16 protein-coding genes and 1 pseudogene are annotated in these 17,233 nt (G+C 62.4%); 2 read left to right on the top strand and 15 right to left on the bottom strand.

The window, feature by feature from the left end; all coding sequences use genetic code 11:
- Nucleotides 1-198: 198 nt before the first annotated feature.
- The 8 genes from ACVWY3_RS03010 to ACVWY3_RS02975 all read right to left on the bottom strand — a co-directional run bounded on the left by ACVWY3_RS03010 (nucleotide 199) and on the right by ACVWY3_RS02975 (nucleotide 9,800).
- Nucleotides 199-1,560, bottom strand: a complete 1,362-nt coding sequence (locus ACVWY3_RS03010) for an MFS transporter (RefSeq protein WP_456837121.1) — start codon at nucleotides 1,558-1,560, stop codon at nucleotides 199-201.
- 37 nt (nucleotides 1,561-1,597) lie between these two features.
- Nucleotides 1,598-2,251, bottom strand: a complete 654-nt coding sequence (locus ACVWY3_RS03005; protein ID WP_456837120.1) for a hypothetical protein — start codon at nucleotides 2,249-2,251, stop codon at nucleotides 1,598-1,600.
- Between the two features lie 242 nt (nucleotides 2,252-2,493).
- Complete coding sequence (locus ACVWY3_RS03000; RefSeq protein WP_456837119.1) at nucleotides 2,494-2,916, bottom strand: CopG family transcriptional regulator; 423 nt, start codon at nucleotides 2,914-2,916, stop codon at nucleotides 2,494-2,496.
- 10 nt (nucleotides 2,917-2,926) lie between these two features.
- Entirely contained in the window at nucleotides 2,927-4,903 is a 1,977-nt protein-coding gene (locus tag ACVWY3_RS02995) for a conjugal transfer protein TraG (protein WP_456837118.1), read from the bottom strand.
- A gap of 91 nt (nucleotides 4,904-4,994) precedes the next feature.
- Nucleotides 4,995-6,722: a relaxase/mobilization nuclease domain-containing protein gene (locus ACVWY3_RS02990; RefSeq protein WP_456837117.1), complete on the bottom strand. Its 1,728-nt coding sequence runs from the start codon at nucleotides 6,720-6,722 to the stop codon at nucleotides 4,995-4,997.
- Nucleotides 6,723-7,271: 549 nt separating this feature from the next.
- A complete protein-coding gene (locus tag ACVWY3_RS02985) occupies nucleotides 7,272-8,360 on the bottom strand; it encodes an IS110 family RNA-guided transposase (protein ID WP_456837116.1) in 1,089 nt (362 codons plus the stop codon).
- A 469-nt stretch (nucleotides 8,361-8,829) separates the two neighbouring features.
- Complete coding sequence (locus tag ACVWY3_RS02980; protein ID WP_456837115.1) at nucleotides 8,830-9,336, bottom strand: S26 family signal peptidase; 507 nt, start codon at nucleotides 9,334-9,336, stop codon at nucleotides 8,830-8,832.
- Nucleotides 9,336-9,800, bottom strand: coding sequence for a DUF2840 domain-containing protein (locus ACVWY3_RS02975; protein ID WP_456837114.1), 465 nt, complete (start codon nucleotides 9,798-9,800; stop codon nucleotides 9,336-9,338). Before ACVWY3_RS02975 ends, ACVWY3_RS02980 begins: the two co-directional genes overlap by 1 nt.
- A gap of 317 nt (nucleotides 9,801-10,117) precedes the next feature.
- Here ACVWY3_RS02975 and ACVWY3_RS02970 point away from each other — a divergent pair, with 317 nt between their 5' ends.
- Nucleotides 10,118-11,167: an IS110 family RNA-guided transposase gene (locus ACVWY3_RS02970; RefSeq protein ID WP_456837113.1), complete on the top strand. Its 1,050-nt coding sequence runs from the start codon at nucleotides 10,118-10,120 to the stop codon at nucleotides 11,165-11,167.
- 587 nt (nucleotides 11,168-11,754) lie between these two features.
- On the opposite strand, the pseudogene ACVWY3_RS02965 reads toward ACVWY3_RS02970, so the two are convergent.
- The 5 genes and pseudogenes from ACVWY3_RS02965 to ACVWY3_RS02945 form a co-directional block, all read right to left on the bottom strand.
- Nucleotides 11,755-12,656, bottom strand: a pseudogene (locus tag ACVWY3_RS02965) (replication initiator protein A).
- Between the two features lie 2 nt (nucleotides 12,657-12,658).
- Nucleotides 12,659-12,937 carry a helix-turn-helix transcriptional regulator gene (locus ACVWY3_RS02960; protein ID WP_456837112.1) on the bottom strand — a complete coding sequence of 93 codons (279 nt, stop codon included), beginning with the start codon at nucleotides 12,935-12,937 and terminating at the stop codon, nucleotides 12,659-12,661.
- A gap of 119 nt (nucleotides 12,938-13,056) precedes the next feature.
- Nucleotides 13,057-13,530 (bottom strand): DUF2285 domain-containing protein, encoded by a 474-nt coding sequence (locus ACVWY3_RS02955; RefSeq protein WP_456837111.1) that lies wholly within the window; start codon nucleotides 13,528-13,530, stop codon nucleotides 13,057-13,059.
- 106 nt (nucleotides 13,531-13,636) lie between these two features.
- Complete coding sequence (locus ACVWY3_RS02950) at nucleotides 13,637-13,768, bottom strand: transcriptional regulator domain-containing protein (protein ID WP_456843275.1); 132 nt, start codon at nucleotides 13,766-13,768, stop codon at nucleotides 13,637-13,639.
- Nucleotides 13,769-13,989: 221 nt separating this feature from the next.
- Nucleotides 13,990-14,268 (bottom strand): DNA -binding domain-containing protein, encoded by a 279-nt coding sequence (locus tag ACVWY3_RS02945; RefSeq protein ID WP_456843274.1) that lies wholly within the window; start codon nucleotides 14,266-14,268, stop codon nucleotides 13,990-13,992.
- Between the two features lie 159 nt (nucleotides 14,269-14,427).
- On the opposite strand from ACVWY3_RS02945, the gene ACVWY3_RS02940 reads away from it, so the two are divergent.
- A complete protein-coding gene (locus tag ACVWY3_RS02940) occupies nucleotides 14,428-14,682 on the top strand; it encodes a helix-turn-helix domain-containing protein (protein ID WP_456837110.1) in 255 nt (84 codons plus the stop codon).
- 108 nt (nucleotides 14,683-14,790) lie between these two features.
- Here ACVWY3_RS02940 and ACVWY3_RS02935 read toward each other — a convergent pair whose 3' ends face one another.
- Both ACVWY3_RS02935 and ACVWY3_RS02930 read right to left on the bottom strand, forming a co-directional pair.
- Nucleotides 14,791-15,111 (bottom strand): DUF736 domain-containing protein, encoded by a 321-nt coding sequence (locus tag ACVWY3_RS02935; RefSeq protein ID WP_456843273.1) that lies wholly within the window; start codon nucleotides 15,109-15,111, stop codon nucleotides 14,791-14,793.
- Nucleotides 15,112-16,259: 1,148 nt separating this feature from the next.
- On the bottom strand, nucleotides 16,260-17,183 hold the full coding sequence (locus ACVWY3_RS02930) for a DUF2493 domain-containing protein (RefSeq protein ID WP_456837109.1): 924 nt from the start codon (nucleotides 17,181-17,183) through the stop codon (nucleotides 16,260-16,262).
- Nucleotides 17,184-17,233 lie beyond the last annotated feature (50 nt).

Genomic DNA, 17,233 nt, shown 5'->3' with positions numbered 1-17,233 from the left:
CCAGACCCCCAAGGAGCTGAGGGTCCCAAAGCGCCCTCAGATGGGGATCATTAGAAAAAGCAGACACTCGATTGGCGCAACAAGGGCGTGCGGTGTTCGCAGGCTAGCGTAGGAAAAGAAAGGTCCGCCAAGATGCGCTGTGCGGGCGCGTGAGCTGCGCCATTGGTGACGATTGTGAACGAGGTAGCGAGGCTTTCCTCACCACTCGCCGCTTTCATGCGGTTCGAACATACCAATCTCAGTCGAGGCAATAAGTGCCTCAACTGGGACTGTGTTACTCACAAGATCGCGAAGAAAGTATGCCCGCGCTCGCCAATCCATAGAACGAAGCCATGGGACCACGAACCAAGCCAATGCCATGATCTGTACAGCAACGCTGACAGCGAATGCGACCTGATAGGCGATGGCGGGATAGTGGCCGTCCTGGGGAGTCCACTGCTCCAGAATGAGCCCGGTTGCGTACTGGACCACGAACGCCCACCCGAAATGAAGCACGTTCAAGCTGCCATTGGCCCGAGCGGCGAGTTCGCTTGGGAAGTATTCCGCCATGATCGCAAAGCTGAGGACTGTTGCCGCGCTGACAATCGAAATGACAAACCACGGCAATTGGGACGGCAACGACAGGCGCACGATCAATGCGAGTTCGGCAATCACAAACAACCCTACGACCGCCGCGAACAAGTTCTCCATCGCTATCCCACGTCTGCGCAATCGGTCAGCTATCGTCCCGAGCAACAAGGCACCGAAACAAATTCCGATTGCCATCAGAAAGAGCTGGATAATCAAGGCTTCGCGGTTGAGACCTTCGACGTCCGTAAGCCAAGGGGCGGCCCACAGGCCCTGCAACGACCAGGCGGACCCGATACAGCTTGCGGAAAGCGGTGCTATTCGCCAGAAGCGGGGATCCCTGTAGATCGCTCTCAGGGGCGGCCGCCGCGTCACTACTGGACGCGCAGCTTCGGGGACCGCCAGGAAGATCAGGAGAGCCGCAGCGAGCGTCGCGGCTGCCGAAAGCTCGAACAGCCCGCGCCAGCCTGTGTGGGCCATTAGCCATTCGGCCGGCGCCGTTGCCGTCACCCCACCCAGTGCGCCCAGCATGATCATGTAGCCATTGATAAGGGGGACGCGTTCTCGTGGGAACCAGGTGACGATAGCCTTGAGCCCGGCCATCAATGCGGCAGCCACCCCAAGCCCGATCAATGCGCGGGCAATCAGAAGCCCCAGAAGGTTCGTTGACGTCGCAAACAGTGCCGCCCCGGCGGCGGCCACAATCAGGAGCATACTCTGTACGCGACGTGGGCCAAAACGGTCCAACAGCGCCCCGATTGGAATCTGAACCGCTCCAAACACCAGAAAGTATACCGACGTCAGCAGCCCAAGGTTGGCTGCATCGAGTCCCAATTCAGCTGAGAGCGACCCAGAGATCAACGTGTTGATCGTGCGGAACAGGTAGGAGAGATAGTACCCCGCGGCGAAAGGAAGAAAGACACACGCGATCAGGCGCCAAGTCGGAAGTCGCTCGCATTCGGGGTGACTTTGCTTGAGCGGTGAAGCCCTCATCGCGGCGCGCGCGATGCAATCGGAAGCGCTCGCCGATTTAGCAGAATGCGTTTGGCAGATGCCGAAAGTTGCGGTTGCTGCCGTCCTCCTCGACGGCAGCGTTCAGGTCGGCAGTTGCGTAGGGGACGGTAGCAGGGGGCGCCTCCTGGTCGCTATGAGCCGACACAAGCGAAGCGTTGTCAATCGGAGAGGCATCAGGTCCAGGCGCATTGACCTGCTCAATCGCCTCCCGCATCAAGGATCTTCCCGACCGAACGCGCCGGTCGACCTGCTCGGCCAAGGCAATGAACCGTTCCTGGCCGACCGCACACGCCTCTCGCTGTTGTGGTTGAGGCATGGTGGGCGTAACGGTCAGGTGATATCGGGCGTGTAGCGAGACCGTTTCGGCAATGGTCCGGAGGTCGCCGTCCAGACGCTCGAGCTGGCTTGTGATACGCGCGAGAGCCTCGTGAATGAGCCCTTCGATTGGTGGGGCCGGATCAAGAAACCGCTCGAGAGCAGCTTCCACCACCATGCTTTTGCCAACGCCAGGACGGTCGGTGGCAGCTTCCAGCCGCTTGATAAGTTGTTCGGTGAGCTTAACCGTGACCTTTTTGGTTACAGCAGGGCTCTCCTGTGCTGGTCGCACGGCTAGAGTGGCTAGTCCCAAACTTGCCCCGTTTATTCCGTCGAGTTCAGCGTCGATACCCACGGTCGACCTCCCCGAATGCACGAAGATCTTGCGCCCGCATGCGAAGCGTGCGCTCGAAACTCGCGACAGATGACAGTGATTGCCCCAGCGACGATGGGACGACAGAAGGAGCAGGAAGGCCGCTACTTCAACTGCAGGAAGTCCGAGGGCGTAGTCTGGCGTAACGAAAGAAGGAAATGGCGGGTTGATCCTTGGCGCGGCGAAGACTTCTTGCCTGCCAAGCAGCTCGCTGCCGAAATCGCCTACTCGGGCGTGCCAGACGCCTGCAAGTCGCTGCTCACTTCCTTCAGGACGGTTGATCCGCTGGAGAGCCGCCGTCCAAGTGCTTCAACAAAGTGATCGTAGCGCTCGGCGCCCTTCGCGCGCGCGGGGGCACTAGACTGCTCGGGCAAGGCTGGCGTCGACGTCAGCCAGAAGCGTATGAACAGCGCGATCGTCTCAAGCGTCACGGTGTCGTTGCGTTCGAGACGTTCGAGCAGCCGCGCAATCCGATCCAGACGCTTGGCAATGGCGGCCTCGCGCCGGTCGGACTCGTCAGGCGAAAGGAATGAGCCGATCGCGGCCTCGGCGACCAGCGACTTGGGTTGGCCACGGCGCTTTGCGAAGGCATCCAGCGTCCTGAAGGTCTCGGGATCGAGGTAGATGCTGAGCTGGACCTTTTTCATCTCGATCCGCTCAAAGCTCCATACCATCATCGGGGTCGAGGCTGACAGCACGCGCGATGCCTTGCATGGACCGGTTCAGCGCCAGTGCCTGCACAGTATCGGCGTCTCCGTCATGAGGGCCGGCGTCAAACTCGTGTTCGGCGAGGGGTGTCTCGATCACGACCTCCTCATGCTGCGGCAATTCCGGCTCGCGGCGAAGACCGCCATTCGGGTCGCCGCCCCTGCCCTTCTGCCGCGTGAGCAACTCCATTGAAGGCAGAATTGGAGGACGGCTCGACCAGTCGTCCTGTCGTGCAGGCAAGATGATCAATTCGGAGCGTGGTGGGTTCAACACCCTTTGCTGAAACTGCGGATCCTCGTAGTAGCGCACCTTGGTGGCGCGCACCGGGTGCACCCCGGAAATCATCACGATGGCCTCTTTGGGTGAGAGCTGCATGACCTCACCCGGCGTGAGCAGCGGCCGAGAGGTCTCCTGACGGCTCACCATCAGATGTCCAAGCCATGGGCTTAAGCGATGCCCCGCATAATTCTTCATCGCGCGCAACTCGGTCGCGGTCCCCAGAGCATCCGACACACGCTTGGCGGTCCGTTCGTCGTTGGTCGAGAAAGCGATTCGAACATGGCAATTGTCGAGGATTGCGTGATTTGGCCCATAGGCGCGTTCGAGTTGATTCAAGCTCTGAGTAATCATGAAGCTGCGAATCCCGTAGCCTGCCATAAAGGCGAGCTGGGTTTCGAAGAAATCGAGCCGGCCAAGCGCAGGGAACTCATCGAGCATCAGCAGGAGTTTTTGCCGGCGCCGGTCGGGATCCAGGCTCTCGGTCAATCGCCGCCCGATCTGATTGAGGATGAGCCGCATCAGGGGTTTTGTGCGGACAATGTCGGACGGCGGCACGACGAGGTAGAGCGAGACGGGTCGAGGTCCGTCCATCAGATCGCGGATGCGCCAGTCGCAGCGACCAGTGACTTTGGCGGCGACGGGATCCCGATAGAGCCCAAGGAAGCTCATCGTGGTTGATAGCACACCTGAGCGCTCGTTCTCGCTCTTGTTGAGAAGCTCGCGGGCAGCCGACGCGACGACGGGATGAACGCTGATCCCAAGATGCGGGGTCGCCAGCATCGCGTTGAGCGTCGCCTCGATCGGGCGGGACGGGTCGGAGAGAAAATTGGCGACGCCGGCGAGCGTCCTGTCGGCTTCGGCGTAGAGGACATGCAGGATCGCGCCCACCAGCAGCGAATGGCTGGTCTTCTCCCAATGATTGCGGCGCTCAAGTGCGCCCTCGGGGTCAACCAGGATGTCGGCGATGTTCTGGGCGTCACGCACCTCGCAGTCGCCGCGTCGGATCTCGAGCAGCGGATTGTAGGCGGCGCTCGCCCCGTTCGTCGGATCGAAGAGAAGCACGGGCCCGAAACGAGCCCGCCAACCCGCGGTAATGGCAAAATTCTCACCCTTGATGTCGTGGACAATCGTCGAGCCGGGCCAGGTCAGAAGGGTTGGGATGACCAGGCCGACACCCTTGCCCGAGCGCGTTGGAGCAAAGCAGAGCACATGTTCTGGCCCGTCATGCCTGATATACCGGCCCTGAAACCGGCCAAGCACGACGCCATCGTTTCCCAAGAGTCCTGCGCGCCTGACCTCGCGGGCATCCGCCCACCGAGCCGAGCCGTAGGTGGTGACGTCCCTCGCCTCCTTCGCCCGCAACACCGAAAGCACGATTGCGATAGCGATGGCGGCGAACCCACCGCTTGCGGCAATGACCCCACCCTGCAGGAAGATCGCCGGAGCGTAGGCGTCGAACTTGAACCACCAGGCAAAGAAGCTGAACGGCTGATATATCGGCCAAGGCCCGATCATGAACCAAGGTGGTCCAAGCTGCGGCTGAAAGGCGAGGCGCCAGGCGGTCCACTCGGTCGCTACCCACAGGAACGTGAACACGACTATCGAGACTGATATCAGCTGGCCCCAGAGGATCTTGGTTGCGGACATGGCGGAGCTGTTGGGGCCATTCGCAAGGGGCGACAAGCATAGCGTCCTCGGCATCGTATTCGCGCGCACCGTAGCGCGGAGATCGGCGGATTCAGAGCGATAGCCCACGTTTGCGCCCAAAACTCCAGTCGACACTGCCGGGACCGGCGATGCCGCTCACCTGTTTCCCCAGTTCGCGCTCGAGCGAAGGCGCCCAAGGGACAAGCTGGAAGCCGAGACCATTGTCGATCATGGCGAAACGGCCAGAGGCCAAGGACAGCCTGCGCTGGTAAACTCCAGACGCCGGCGCGCCGGGCTCGCTTGGCAAGTGCGCAAGCCCCGTCTCCTCGGCCAGACGCCGTCCGACCGCATCAAGCTCACGGCGCCGCAGGGTCTCGATCAGGCTGCGGCCAAGCGTAACCTTTCCACCTGCCCGGCGAGCGAGCCCCTGCTCAGCCAACGCGTCAATCCGCCGGTCGAGCGCGGTGCGGACCTCGGCGCCAAAGCCAGCGCGCGACAGCCCGGCAGGCTCGCGGGCCACGAGTTGCCGGTCCAGCCAGGTGGCGCCCTCCGCCGCGACCTGCTGATCGATGTTCAGGTCCGAGCGCACGGCGAGCGCGATACGTGTTCGGCCGCGCGAGTCCTCGAAGCGCCGAAGTTCCACGATCCCGCCGATCGGCCCGTCGCCGGCCGCGTCAATGTCGGGGAGTTTGAGGTGATGCACGCGCCCGTCGATGCCGTCGACAATGGCAAAGGCGGTGCCCTTGAGCTCGTCGCCGAGCCCGCGCGCGATAAGCCGGCCGATCACCGGCTCTCCATGCCGTTCGCCTTCGAGCGCCCAGGATGAGGGCGCACGGGTCGCACCATCATTGGCCAAGCTCTTGTGCAGCCGCTTGATGATATCACCGCGTTCGCCGAGCGCACGCAGGCGCAGCTCCGCATCCGCGGGCAGCACCCAGCGCGCGGGACCAGCGGGTTCGGCCAGGCCCAATCTTTCAAGTGTCCGCATCCGCCCGATCCGGATCTCCCGGAATGGGTCGCGCGCTGCATCCCGGTTCGGCCTGAAATCGATCACTCCGTCCGCCGCCCCCGCTTCCCGGTCTAATGCCCGGTCGAGCCTGGTCCAGCGCTCAGTAGTCACCTCTGCTTCAAGGCTGCGGCGGACCTCGAGTTCCGACCGTGGGCCGAGTTCGCGGGTAACGAGATCGCCGGCGCGGGCGCGCAAGCCCGTCGCGATATAGTCGCGACTGATGACGAGGTCTTTTCCGTCGTCGGCGCGGCCGTGCACGAGGACGTGGATATGCGGATGCTCAGTATTCCAATGGTCGATCGCCACCCAGTCGAGCCGGGTGCCGAGATCGCGGGAGGCCTGATCCATGAGCTCGCGGGTGAAACTGCGCAAGCTCGTGAGCTCGGAAGCATCGTCGGGAGACACGATAAACCTGAAATGATGCCGGTCACCCTCGCAACGTTCGGCGAACGCGCGGCCGTCCGCATTATCGCCTGCTGCGTCAAAGAGCCGGCCGGGCGCTCCGTCGCGGGTGACGCCGTCGCGCTGGAGGTAACCGATATGGGCCCTTAGTGCGCCTGGCGATCGCATCCGGCGCACCACCCGCCCCTTGACCATTGCGGTCCGGGCGCGGTTGTTGAGGAGCCGGGTGGCGGCAAGGCTCGCCGCGCGACCGCGCCCGAACTTGCTGCCACGGCTGCGGCTCCCCCGTGAGAGGCCGCCGGCCTTCTGCGCGGCCTTGAGTGCCTGCGCCAAGAACGATTTTGCCCGTGGCGCGCGGGTCGAGCGGATGCGGCCCGGACGGATGCGGAAATCGTCGTTACCGGTCATCGTATCTGACGCAAGGTGTCAAAAGCTGAGTAGCAACGACGCGTTGGCGAGGTTCGCAAGTTGTGCCGGCTTCTCGCAATGTTTGTCGCGTCGTAGGAATTTGCTGACGTTTCCTGCGCCAACCGACCGGCCGCACCTTGCGGCTTTTATCCTGCCCTCTTAATCGGTCGTGTCGTCTCTCTGATCTCACCCATTCTCGCTTCCTTTCTCGCTTGCGACAAGGCCCTCTGCGCCACGCTTGAACGCGCTGCGCCACCACAGCCACGAGTCCCGGTGCGCCGTGCACTCTTCCGTGCTCAGCGACGGCATAATCTCGCTGCAGCAGGGCAGCGCGGACGCCGTCGCGGCGCATCTTTCCATCGGCATGACGGAGCCACATCACAGGCAGTCCGGCGTGGTCCACGTTGCACGTCACGTGCGTGGCCACAGGCAAGATAGCGTGCGTTCCGTCGTCGTTGATCTGCACCAGGTCTCTTCCGCTTGTGGCGGAGCTCCGTGTTCAAAGCCTTGCGGTCATCGGGTCATTGATCTGCCACTGGCTCGGGCTGGTCATGCATGGGCTCCGAGCAGCTTGCGGTCCTTGGCGGCGGCACGGGCGCTCACGTCCGCCCTCGATGCGCCCGGATCGCCACAATAAAACGTGCCATCGACCCACATCGCATGCATGATCACCGCAAGCTTGCGTGCCACCGCAACGACCGCCTTGCGGTGGCTGGTGCGCTTGGCGATCGCAAGCCCCCAGGTCTTGATCTTGTCCTTGCGCTTGAAGCGGGTCAGCAACGCACTGGCCGCCTCATAGAGCGCCCGCCGCACGTCGGCATCGCCCGCCTTGCTGATCCGCCCCTGCACGTCGATCGACGTGCCGGACTGCCAGCGCCGCGAGGTCAGGCCAAAATACGCCGCCACATCGCGCGACCTTTTGAAGCGCGAAGGATCATCGACTGCTGTCATGAAGCTCAGGGCGGCCACCGGCCCCACGCCGGGGATCTGCATGAAGCGCCGGCACAGTTCATGGCTCGCCACCAGCTTGACCATGAGATCGTGCAGCCGGCAGTACTCCTTCCACAGCGCCGCGCGCGCGTTCAGCATGGCGTCGATCAGCTCGCTGACCAGCGCATCACCCGCCACCGCCTCGCGCACGGCTTGCGCGAATCCGCCGCGGCCAACATGGCTGAGGCGAATGCCAAACACCTTCAGCGAATGTCGGATCGCGTTCTCCAGATCCAAAAACTTGCGCTTCAGATTGCGCCGGTGCGTCAACAACAGCCGCAGCCGGTAGCACGCCGCGCTCTTGATGTGCGCCTTGCGGAACCAACCGGTGCGCATCAAATGCGCCAGGCCGAGCGCGTCGGTCCGGTCGGTCTTGTTGCGCTGCGCCTTCAGCGCGGCGCGGACGTGGAAGGTCTCCAGGCAAACAGCCGGCAAGCCGAGCTTCAACAGTTCCGGGTGCAGCCAGGGCGACAGCGACCCCGCCTCGTGGCCGAGCCGCCGCAAGCGGCCACGATACGGCTCGAGCGCCGTCTTGATCGCGTCCGGATCGGTCACCACCGCGACTTCCAGCGCCACCTTGCCGGTGCCGTCCACTAGGCAGATTGCCGTCTCGTCCATGCCGACATCCAAACCAAAGAAGAATTCCATCACACGCCTCCCGCGTTGCTCAAGGCGCGCAGTGTGCGCTTCATTCATCGCGCAGACCACTTGCGCTGCGGCCGCACATCCCGCTGCAGACCGATTACGCGCGGCCCTCCTCGGTCGCTGGTTGCCAGGGCCCAACTTCCGCGTTTACGATAGCGATCGTTACCCGAAGGGCCGAGACACCCGCAGGGTGGCTCGGTGAGGAGCGAAGCGACGAGTAGAGCGCGGGCCGAAGGCGTCGCCCATATGCCATCAGCACGTTGATATCGCACTCCTCCGTTGACCCGCCCTGGTCTCTCCGAACCTACGAAGATCCGACAGCACGGACGAACTGCGAGGGTTGGTCAGCATTGCGCGGGGCCACAACAACACGCGTGCGAGACTCCTGCGCGAGAACTCATTGCAGAGGCGTCCCTGGCCTTGCAAAGCATCGAGCCGAATAGTTTCAGTTCGACTGCTATTGCGAGCATGTTCATTCTCCGTCAGTCCATACCGGGATCGCTTGGCCGACAACGGCGGATGCAGGAATGGGTCCGAAATATCGCCCGTCAAAAGAGTCTGCCGATTGCCCGTTCATGACAAAGATTTCGCCGGCACCAAGGATGCGGCAGCCCTGCCAGACCAGCAGTGGTCGGCCGCGGCCATCGCGCTCTCGCGCCTGGCCCATCTCGATGCCGTCGACGGCGATTGTGAGTCCCGTTCTGCAGACGGTTTGTCCTGGCAGTGCCAGCACACGCTTGAGCATCGGAAGACCGTTCGGCAAATAGCCGTTAAGGTCGAGGAAGGTCGCCAACGGCTCGGGTGGCCGAACGGCCACGAGCCGAGTGACATCCAATCTTCCAACGTCTTGCAAGCGATACAGACCGATCGGTACGCTCTCCGACGCGTTCCAGATGTACCACGGTGAGGTGTTTTCGACTGGCCACAGAGCCAAAGCTGTGGCGCCACACATGGCAAGAATGATCACGAGCCGTTGCATCAGAATGCCACTCTTCGCCGCTGCAGCCACGCCCGGTGACGCCCAACGGTGTAGATTCGAGGCGCTTCGTTGACTGACAGACGGTTGTGAACGTGATGCCAATACTCAGGCGCCGCTTCGGCGGGATTGATGCCAAGCGCCTCCACCGCGTCGATCAACTGGAGGACGCGCTCGACCTTTGGCCACCCCGATAAGCGCAGCAGGCTTTCACCGCCGGGATGAACCCAAGGAACGGTCGAATAGCGCTGGCCAGGCCTGGGCGCGCGCAAGATATCGATGCGAGATAGCACCGTCCCGAAGTCATTGGAGGTCCAACGCACAAAGGCGAAGATGCTGCCTGGCGCGAACGAAAGGACACGGCGGTGACGGTCAATGACCCTTTCCGAAGCGGGCTTGCCGAACCGAATTCGGTTCTCGATCCGCTTCTCGAGCCACAATACTTCAACGGTTGTGAGATCGCTCACCGGACCGCTCCGTGTTGTTGAGAGAGATTTGTGGGAAGTGCCAACCGGTGCGCTGTCGCTGCACCTGGAAGGCAATGCATTGCTTGCGAGAGAACAGCTGTGGTGAGCCGTCGACCGGCCGGCATCGCCAAAGCGCATTCCCGCTGACGATCGCGGTTCAACAGACTCCGACCCGTTAGAAGGAATCCGAAGGATTCCTGGTCAGCCGGGGTACTGACCGGTGCCCCCTCGCCGGCCGTGCCGCTGCGAAAATGCCTCGCAACGATTCGCGAACGGAATGCATGGTGTGTTCCGGCGATCGGCAGCGGAGGCGCATGATGGACGTCTATGCAGGGCTCGACGTGTCGCTGGAGGCGACGAACATTTGCGTGGTGGACGGCGACGGCAAGGTCGTCCGGGAGACGAAACTCGAGACCGATCCGGACGCGATCGAGCTGTTCCTGGCGGAGTGGGGAATCCACCTCAAGCGCGTCGGGCTGGAGGCGTTCTCGTACTCGGCCTGGCTGTTCACGGCGCTTTCCGAAAAGGGCCTCCCGGTGATCTGCATCGAGACCCGGCATGCCAAGGCGGCGCTGAACGCGATGCTGAACAAGACCGACCGCAACGACGCCAAAGGCATTGCGCAGATGATGCGGACCGGCTGGTTCCGTGCGGTCCACGTCAAGTCGGAAGCCGCGCAAACGCTGCGGGCGCTGCTGGTCGGGCGCAAGGCGCTGCTTGGCAAGGTGCTCGACATGGAGAACATGATCCGCGGCCTGCTCAAGCCATTTGGCCTCAAGGTCGGCGAGATCTCGGTCGGCCGTTTTGCAACTCGGGTGCACGAGATCGTTGCCGGGAAGAAGGAGTTGGAAGCCATCGTCACGCCGTTGCTGGACGCCCGCAACGCGATGCGGCTGCAGCTGGCAAAACTGCACCGCCTGGTCCTTGTGGCGGCGCGGAGCGACAGCGCGGTGCAACGGATGATGACCGTGCCCGGTGTCGGCGCGCTGGTCGCGCTGACATTCCGCGCCACCGTCGACGATCCGGCGCGATTCAAGAAGTCGACCAACGTCGGCGCGCATTTTGGCCTGACGCCGCGGCGCTATCAATCCGGCCAGACCGATCGGATCGGCAGCATCTCCAAATGTGGCGACGAGCTGACGCGGGCGATGCTGTACGAGGCGGCGATCGCGATCCTCACCCGCATTCCGAAGAACTTTAAGCTGCGGCTGTGGGGCCTGCGGCTGGCCAGGAAGAAGGGTCTGAAGCGCGCGGCGACCGCGGTGGCGCGTGCGCTCGCCGTGCTGCTGCACAAGATCTGGATGGATGGCACGACCTTCCGGTTCGGCGCCGGCGGCAAGCGCGGCCGGGTCGCTGCGGCGATGTAAGGGCCTCCGCGACCCGGCCGCTTCCACGCGCGCCTTTTCCTTCCGCCACGGCGGAGCGGCGTCTCCCGGGGAGACGGGGATTTGGGTGAGATCGCAACTTTTCTTGCCGGCGGCTTCATGACGAATTTTGAAGCTATCAGGCACGGCGCTGGTTAGCCTGACCGCCCATTCTCCAGATTCCGGCTTGTGGTGGCCGTCGTGCCAACCACGGATGTTAGCGAGTTCTCCTCGACGAGCGAGCGGCCGAACAGGAAAGCGACGAGCGTGATGCGGTGATGCCGATGCTGGTGATCGCGTAGATTTGCGCGCGATCGCGCCCGCGCGCGTGCGTTGGCGGCAAGAATCGCATTGCAGCGAAGCGTTGCGCGTGAGAGAGTCGTCGCGTGAGGCGTCCTCGATGCACGCGCAGCCAGCTTGTTCACAATGTACTGATTCACAACAAGAAGTTAGTGTCAGTATGTTAGTAAAGTTACGGGCGTGGAAAATCTTGGCGCAGCAGAGCGTTAGCTCTGATTCCCGTCCCCGATAGCACGTGGATCGGGTCCTCGATGGCACGAGGGTTCTGGTCCCTGATAGCACGATGGAACTCACAGCTTATCCCCCTCAGGAGAGGCAAGGCCACGCTTGCGCAGTCGCCGCGTAAGCGGGCCGGCCGGGACAGGTGCGAAATTCAATCGTTCTGCGCCATTCGGATCGTGCGTGATGACGAGCCGATAACCCGGCAATGTCTGGCAGTGCGCGATCTGGCGCAGGTCGTAGGCAAAGTGTTTGAGCGGCGACAAGCTGCCTGACTTGGCGTGCAGGTGCACACATCAAAACTCCAGCCGCCATGCTGGTGGCCGCCGTGCTTACGTACGAGGCGATACAACCAGCGCTCCAATCCGCCGGTGAGATCGAAATACGCCCGATCAATCGTCAGCACGAGCGCTTCATTGAGAACGCCCGTGTAGAACCAATCGGGCAAGATCAGCTCCAGTCCACGCGGATTGCCGTGGGCATCAGCCGTCTCTTTCCACTCGTTAATCCACGAGAAGCGATGCCGCCGGCGCTCCGTCGGTTGGCGAATCGACGTCATGACGGTCGTCGATTGCAGCCGGTCGAGTGCAGCCTTGAGGCGGTCGTAATCACGCGCGCTGGTGCCACGACCGACGAAGGTCAGGATCTCGTAGGGCGTGGCGGCCATCAGCCGTGACGTCTTCAGGCCGGCGTCACGGGCTTCCACAATCTGCGAAGCGGCCCAGATCAAGACGTCCGCGTCCCAGATCGTCGCCATGCCATGTTCCGGTACTGACTCCACCCGGATCGTTACCGTCCCGGCGTGGAAATCGATGGGCACAATTCGCCTGGATTTAGCCAGCGAGAAGAACGGATAGGCCATTAGGTCTTGCGCGTCGCGCGGTGCCAGATCGCCGGGCAGCGCACGAAACAAATCGAGCTGATCGCGCTCCGATCGACGCCGATTGTGTGCAGGAGAGTTTCCGTCTGCCATCATCAGCGCCGCTCCTTGCCCGCATAGGGGATCGGCGTGTGCCGCTTGGCAGGCAAAACCGTGCCCCTGCCGGGATCGCTCGTCGACGTCTTGGCGCCGCGGTCTACCCAGGCTTTCAGATCGTCGAGAGCATAGACGACGCGGCCACCGAGCTTCCGGTAGGTCGGGCCCGTGCCATAGGTGCGGTGCTTTTCCAGTGTCCGGCCAGACAGGCCGAGAAAGCGCGCAGCCTCGGGCGTGCGCAGGTACCGCGGCGGCAAGCCGGCGTTCGGATCGGGCATTTGAGAGGCTCCGTGGTCGTCTGGCGCGCGAACGAGTTGGAATGCGCGTCGAGGGAGACGATGGCGGAGTAAAAGTGCCTAGGGGGATGCCGAAGATGGGCAGATGATTTTCGGCACCCCTATTCCTTGCGAGATGACGGGCGGAGCAATGCGCGATAGCCGCCGCGCATCAACGCCATACCAGCCTGCACCAGGCGGATCGTCCGGCTGCGCAGCTCGTGAGTTTTCCAGGCGCGCTCAGGGATGCGTTTTCGGCCGAACAGCACCTCGGCGATGACGCGATAGGAGGCGCCCTCCATGTGCCCGTCTAGGGCGCGCAGAGCCAAGGCTATTCGTTGGCGCCTTTGCGACGAAAGCTGATGAAAGGGAGGTCCTGGTGGACGACCGTTGATAGCGCGCCACAGCCGATGTGAGGCATGCGCACGGATCTCAAAGTCCGGATCGAGCGGCAGCTCAGCCGCGTAAGAGGCACCCACCTGCGGGGCCTCTTTCAGCCATAGCTGATGTTGCGCTCCCTGAATGCGCAGCACGGCATGCCAGCCGTCCGATGCCTGTCTAATGCTGCCCGATGCAAGCTCGGTAAGCGGGAGCATCGGGCCGGCGGCTTGTGAGACAGACGCGCTCCGAGCGACCGGCACCACGGTAGGACAGGCCTCGGGCGCCCAGAAGATCGTCTGTTCGTAGAAGGACGCCTTCGGATCATGAGCGAAAGCAGACGCCCCATCTCCTTCGGAATTCGGAGGTCACCTGCCCGGCCTTCGACCGCGCATCCCGGTAGGCGGCTCGATAGCTCGGACTCCGCCGAAGCGACTCCCAAGCGAAATCCGCCATCTCCCCTGACTTGATGGCGTGCTGATACGCTGCCGGCGAGCGCCAGTCGAACTCGGACATTGCTTATGATCCCCTGACGTAAGGCGATAGCGACGCAATGTCTATGAAGCCTTGGGTTGTTAGGGAAGTCACCAATTGTGCATTGCGTGATGCGTCGAGGCGATCACGCTGGCAGAGGAGAAGTCCATTCTCAATTGCGAATTCCCATCGACAGATTCTTGCTATTTTGTCGCACCGCCACGAAGCAAATCGCGATAGCCGTGTTCTGCCATCCATTTTGCGCGCGCCAGATGACTATCAAACGCCTTCCGGGCGCGCGCTGGTTCTCGATCTGCATCGATATGCAAGAGGATCCGAGCCACTTCTTTCCAATCCGCGCCGTCGGCCTCGGCATCAAGAAGCCGCCAATAAGTCACCAGATGCTTCTCGTCATAAGCCGTGAGCGCCGTATCGGTAGGCGCCAGATCTGCGACATCGGGATCGAGCGGCGGTGTCTGCATCGAAATCCTGTTAGAACGGTTGTAAGCGCGAGCCATCGTGCGCTCAGCAGACGTTCGCTGAAAGCCGCACTTTAGCCCTATTCCCATATCAGTCGCCAGCTTGGGAATACATACTATAGGAGATAAACCTCATAGTATGTAAAGACGCAACTTGCGCAGATGGATATGCGCAAGTTGGTGGGCCGTAATTTCGCTAGACTGCGGAAGCAGAAGCGCTTCACGCAGGAGAAATTTGCCGAAGTATCCGGTTTCACCCAACAATATATCAGCGATTTGGAACGTGGTCGGCGCAATCCCACTGTGGTGACGCTGTTTGAACTCGCAGGCACTTTAGGCGTCAGCCACGTCGACCTTGTTTTGCCTGACGAAGAATTCGGCAAGCAGCGCCCGAAAGCTCCGAAGCGAAAATCATAGGCTTAGGAAAAAGCCCGGACCGTCTGGCCGCGTTGGCGTTGTCTTGCTTGAGGGCTCAAAAAAGTACCCCGCCCGAGCAGTTCGGGCGGGGTTTGGCGGAGATGAGTCTCACTCGCCGTTCTTGCGCGGCCGCGACCACAGGAGGGTGTAGCCTTCACCGTCCTCATCGTCGAACAGGTTCGCGTAGATCGGCGCGTTGAACGAGGGGTCATCGAGCTTGAGCGAGAGGTAGTCCCGGCCCTCTTCGGAGCGCTTCGACCAGGCCGCGCCGATCTCCGCCCGACCCACATAGATGCGGTGGCTGGGAGCGTTGTCGTTGGATCGGTTGGTCTCGGCGACGATGCGGACGCCCTTGGCCTTCAGGCTCAGGGTCACGATCTCGCCCTGGAATTCGTTACCGACCTTCTTGAAAGAACCGATGTTAGCCATGTCACTTCTCCCGTTGTGTTTCGAGCCCGCGACCACCGCGGCCTCGATGGCGATCTGAACGCCGAGGACGATCGGCGACGCACCCGCTCGGGCCGGAGCGCAGCGGAGGACGCTGTTGTAGCGACTTTCTTGTCTCGCGAGGAATGGGCGAAGCCCAGGGGAAGAAAGTCGCATCAACGGCGTTGCGGCTCGGACGATCGAGGCGAAGCCGGTCTTCGGCCAGATCACGCCATCAACGAGGCCACGTGTGTCCGCGTGCTGAACCACAATCTTACGGAGAAGCATGGCTATCTCGGTTTTGATGAACAAGAGGTCGGAACGATTCAGCGCGGGAAGAGAAACAATCTGCTGCAAAGGGCGGCATCGTCTCTCAAGAACCGATCGAGATAGGATCGCTCTGGCGCGGTTGCGTGGACCAGACCTTGCCGGCAGCTTGGTCGAGGAGTTCCGAGGAGGACTCTCCCGCGCTCAGGTTTCGATCATCTCCCGTTCGCCGCGCCGATCTACGCGAACCTGTTCGATGAAGGCGAGAAACGGTCATCGCTCGGCCAATGCGGCCGTAAGAAGCGGTTAGGACGGCTTCTCCACCACCCCGCCCGGCTCCAACGGGCGGGGCTCCGCCAAAACCATCAAGCGCGTCCATGACGTGACGCCAATGCAAACCGCGCCTAGGCAAGCGAAGACCTCAGGCCAAGCCAGCGAAGGCCCCCCGATCTGGGACAGGGCGACACCACATGATAGCCAGCGGCGGCGGCGGCGGGAACAGCGAATGCCGTCGCGATCGCGATGCGCAAGAGCAATGACCGGGTAATATCGACGGCGACCTGGCCGAGGACGAGCGTCAGCGAACGCCGGCCGTCGCGATAAGCAGCGCGCCAACGAGGCCGGCGCCGCTCTGAAACGCCGCGATCCCGCTACTCAGTGCGACAGGGCATACACTGCGAGCGCGAAAATCGCCCAGCAGAATAGGCCGATGCCGAGTGTCTTGAGAACAAGCCCAAGGGTGAGCATGGTGGTGGCTCCATGTGCACATATCGACCAGTCGCGCCTTCCACCACCACCACGGCGCAACTCTGGATCTGAGAAAGGAGGCGGAGTTGCGGCGTGAGCAATTTCGCCCCGATGGCTTGGAGTCGAGGAGACGGCGCTCACGCGCCGCCGAACCTCCAGACGGGAATGCCGAGCCGCCTTGCCTTGTCGGCGAGATTGTCCTGGATTCCCGTGCCCGGGAAGTGCATGACGCCGATCGGCAGGAGTTCGAGCATGGCATCGTTGCGCTTGAAGGGCGCTGCCTTGGCATGCTTCGTCCAGTCGGGCTTGAAAGCGATCTGGGGCACCTTGCGGGTCGTCGCCCATTTGGAGGCGATCAGTTCGGCCCCTTTCGGCGACCCGCCATGGAGCAGGACCATGTCGGGATGCTTGGCGTGAACCTTATCGAGACGATCCCAGATCAGGTGGTGGTCGTTGAAGTCGAGCCCGCCGGTGAGTGCGATCTTTGGCCCTGACGGCAACAGGACCTCGGTCTCGGCGCGACGCTTGGCCGAGATGAAGTCGCGAGAGTCAATCATAGCTGCGGTCAGCGTGCGGTAGCTCACCAGCGATCCTGATCGGGGGCGCCAGAATGTGCCGGTTTGAGTCTCAAAGCGCTCGATGGCTTGGTCGCGGAAGAGCTCCAGGCAATTGCGGCGCTCGATCAGTGTGATGCCTTCCGCCGTCACGCGCTCAAGTTCGACTGATCGAACTTCGGAGCCGTCCTGCTCGCGCTGGCTCTTCTGCTGCGCCAGTTCGTTGCCGTCGAGTTGGCGTTCGATGCGGTCGACGGCACGATGGAACAGGTTGACAGTCGACCAGAGCAGATCGTCGAGGTCCGGCTCGAGCCGAGTGTCGCTCAACGCCGCGACCAGGGCATCAAAGATGTCAATAACCGCGCCAGCAACGATTTTGCCGTCGGGAAGCGGCCGTGGATCGGGCTGCTCGTCGAACGGGCGGTACCCCAAGAGCTGCAATTCGGTGATAGCGTGGTCGGTCGGAGATATCGCGTACGGCGGTTCAATATCGTCGTGGTCGGTCATCGGGGAGGTCCTTTGCCGAATTGACCGCGACCATCGCGGCCTTCGTGGCG

Source organism: Bradyrhizobium sp. USDA 4486 (genome assembly GCF_054057995.1).
Note: the sequence above shows the minus strand (reverse complement) of the source record. Positions and strands in the feature narration are given on the sequence as shown.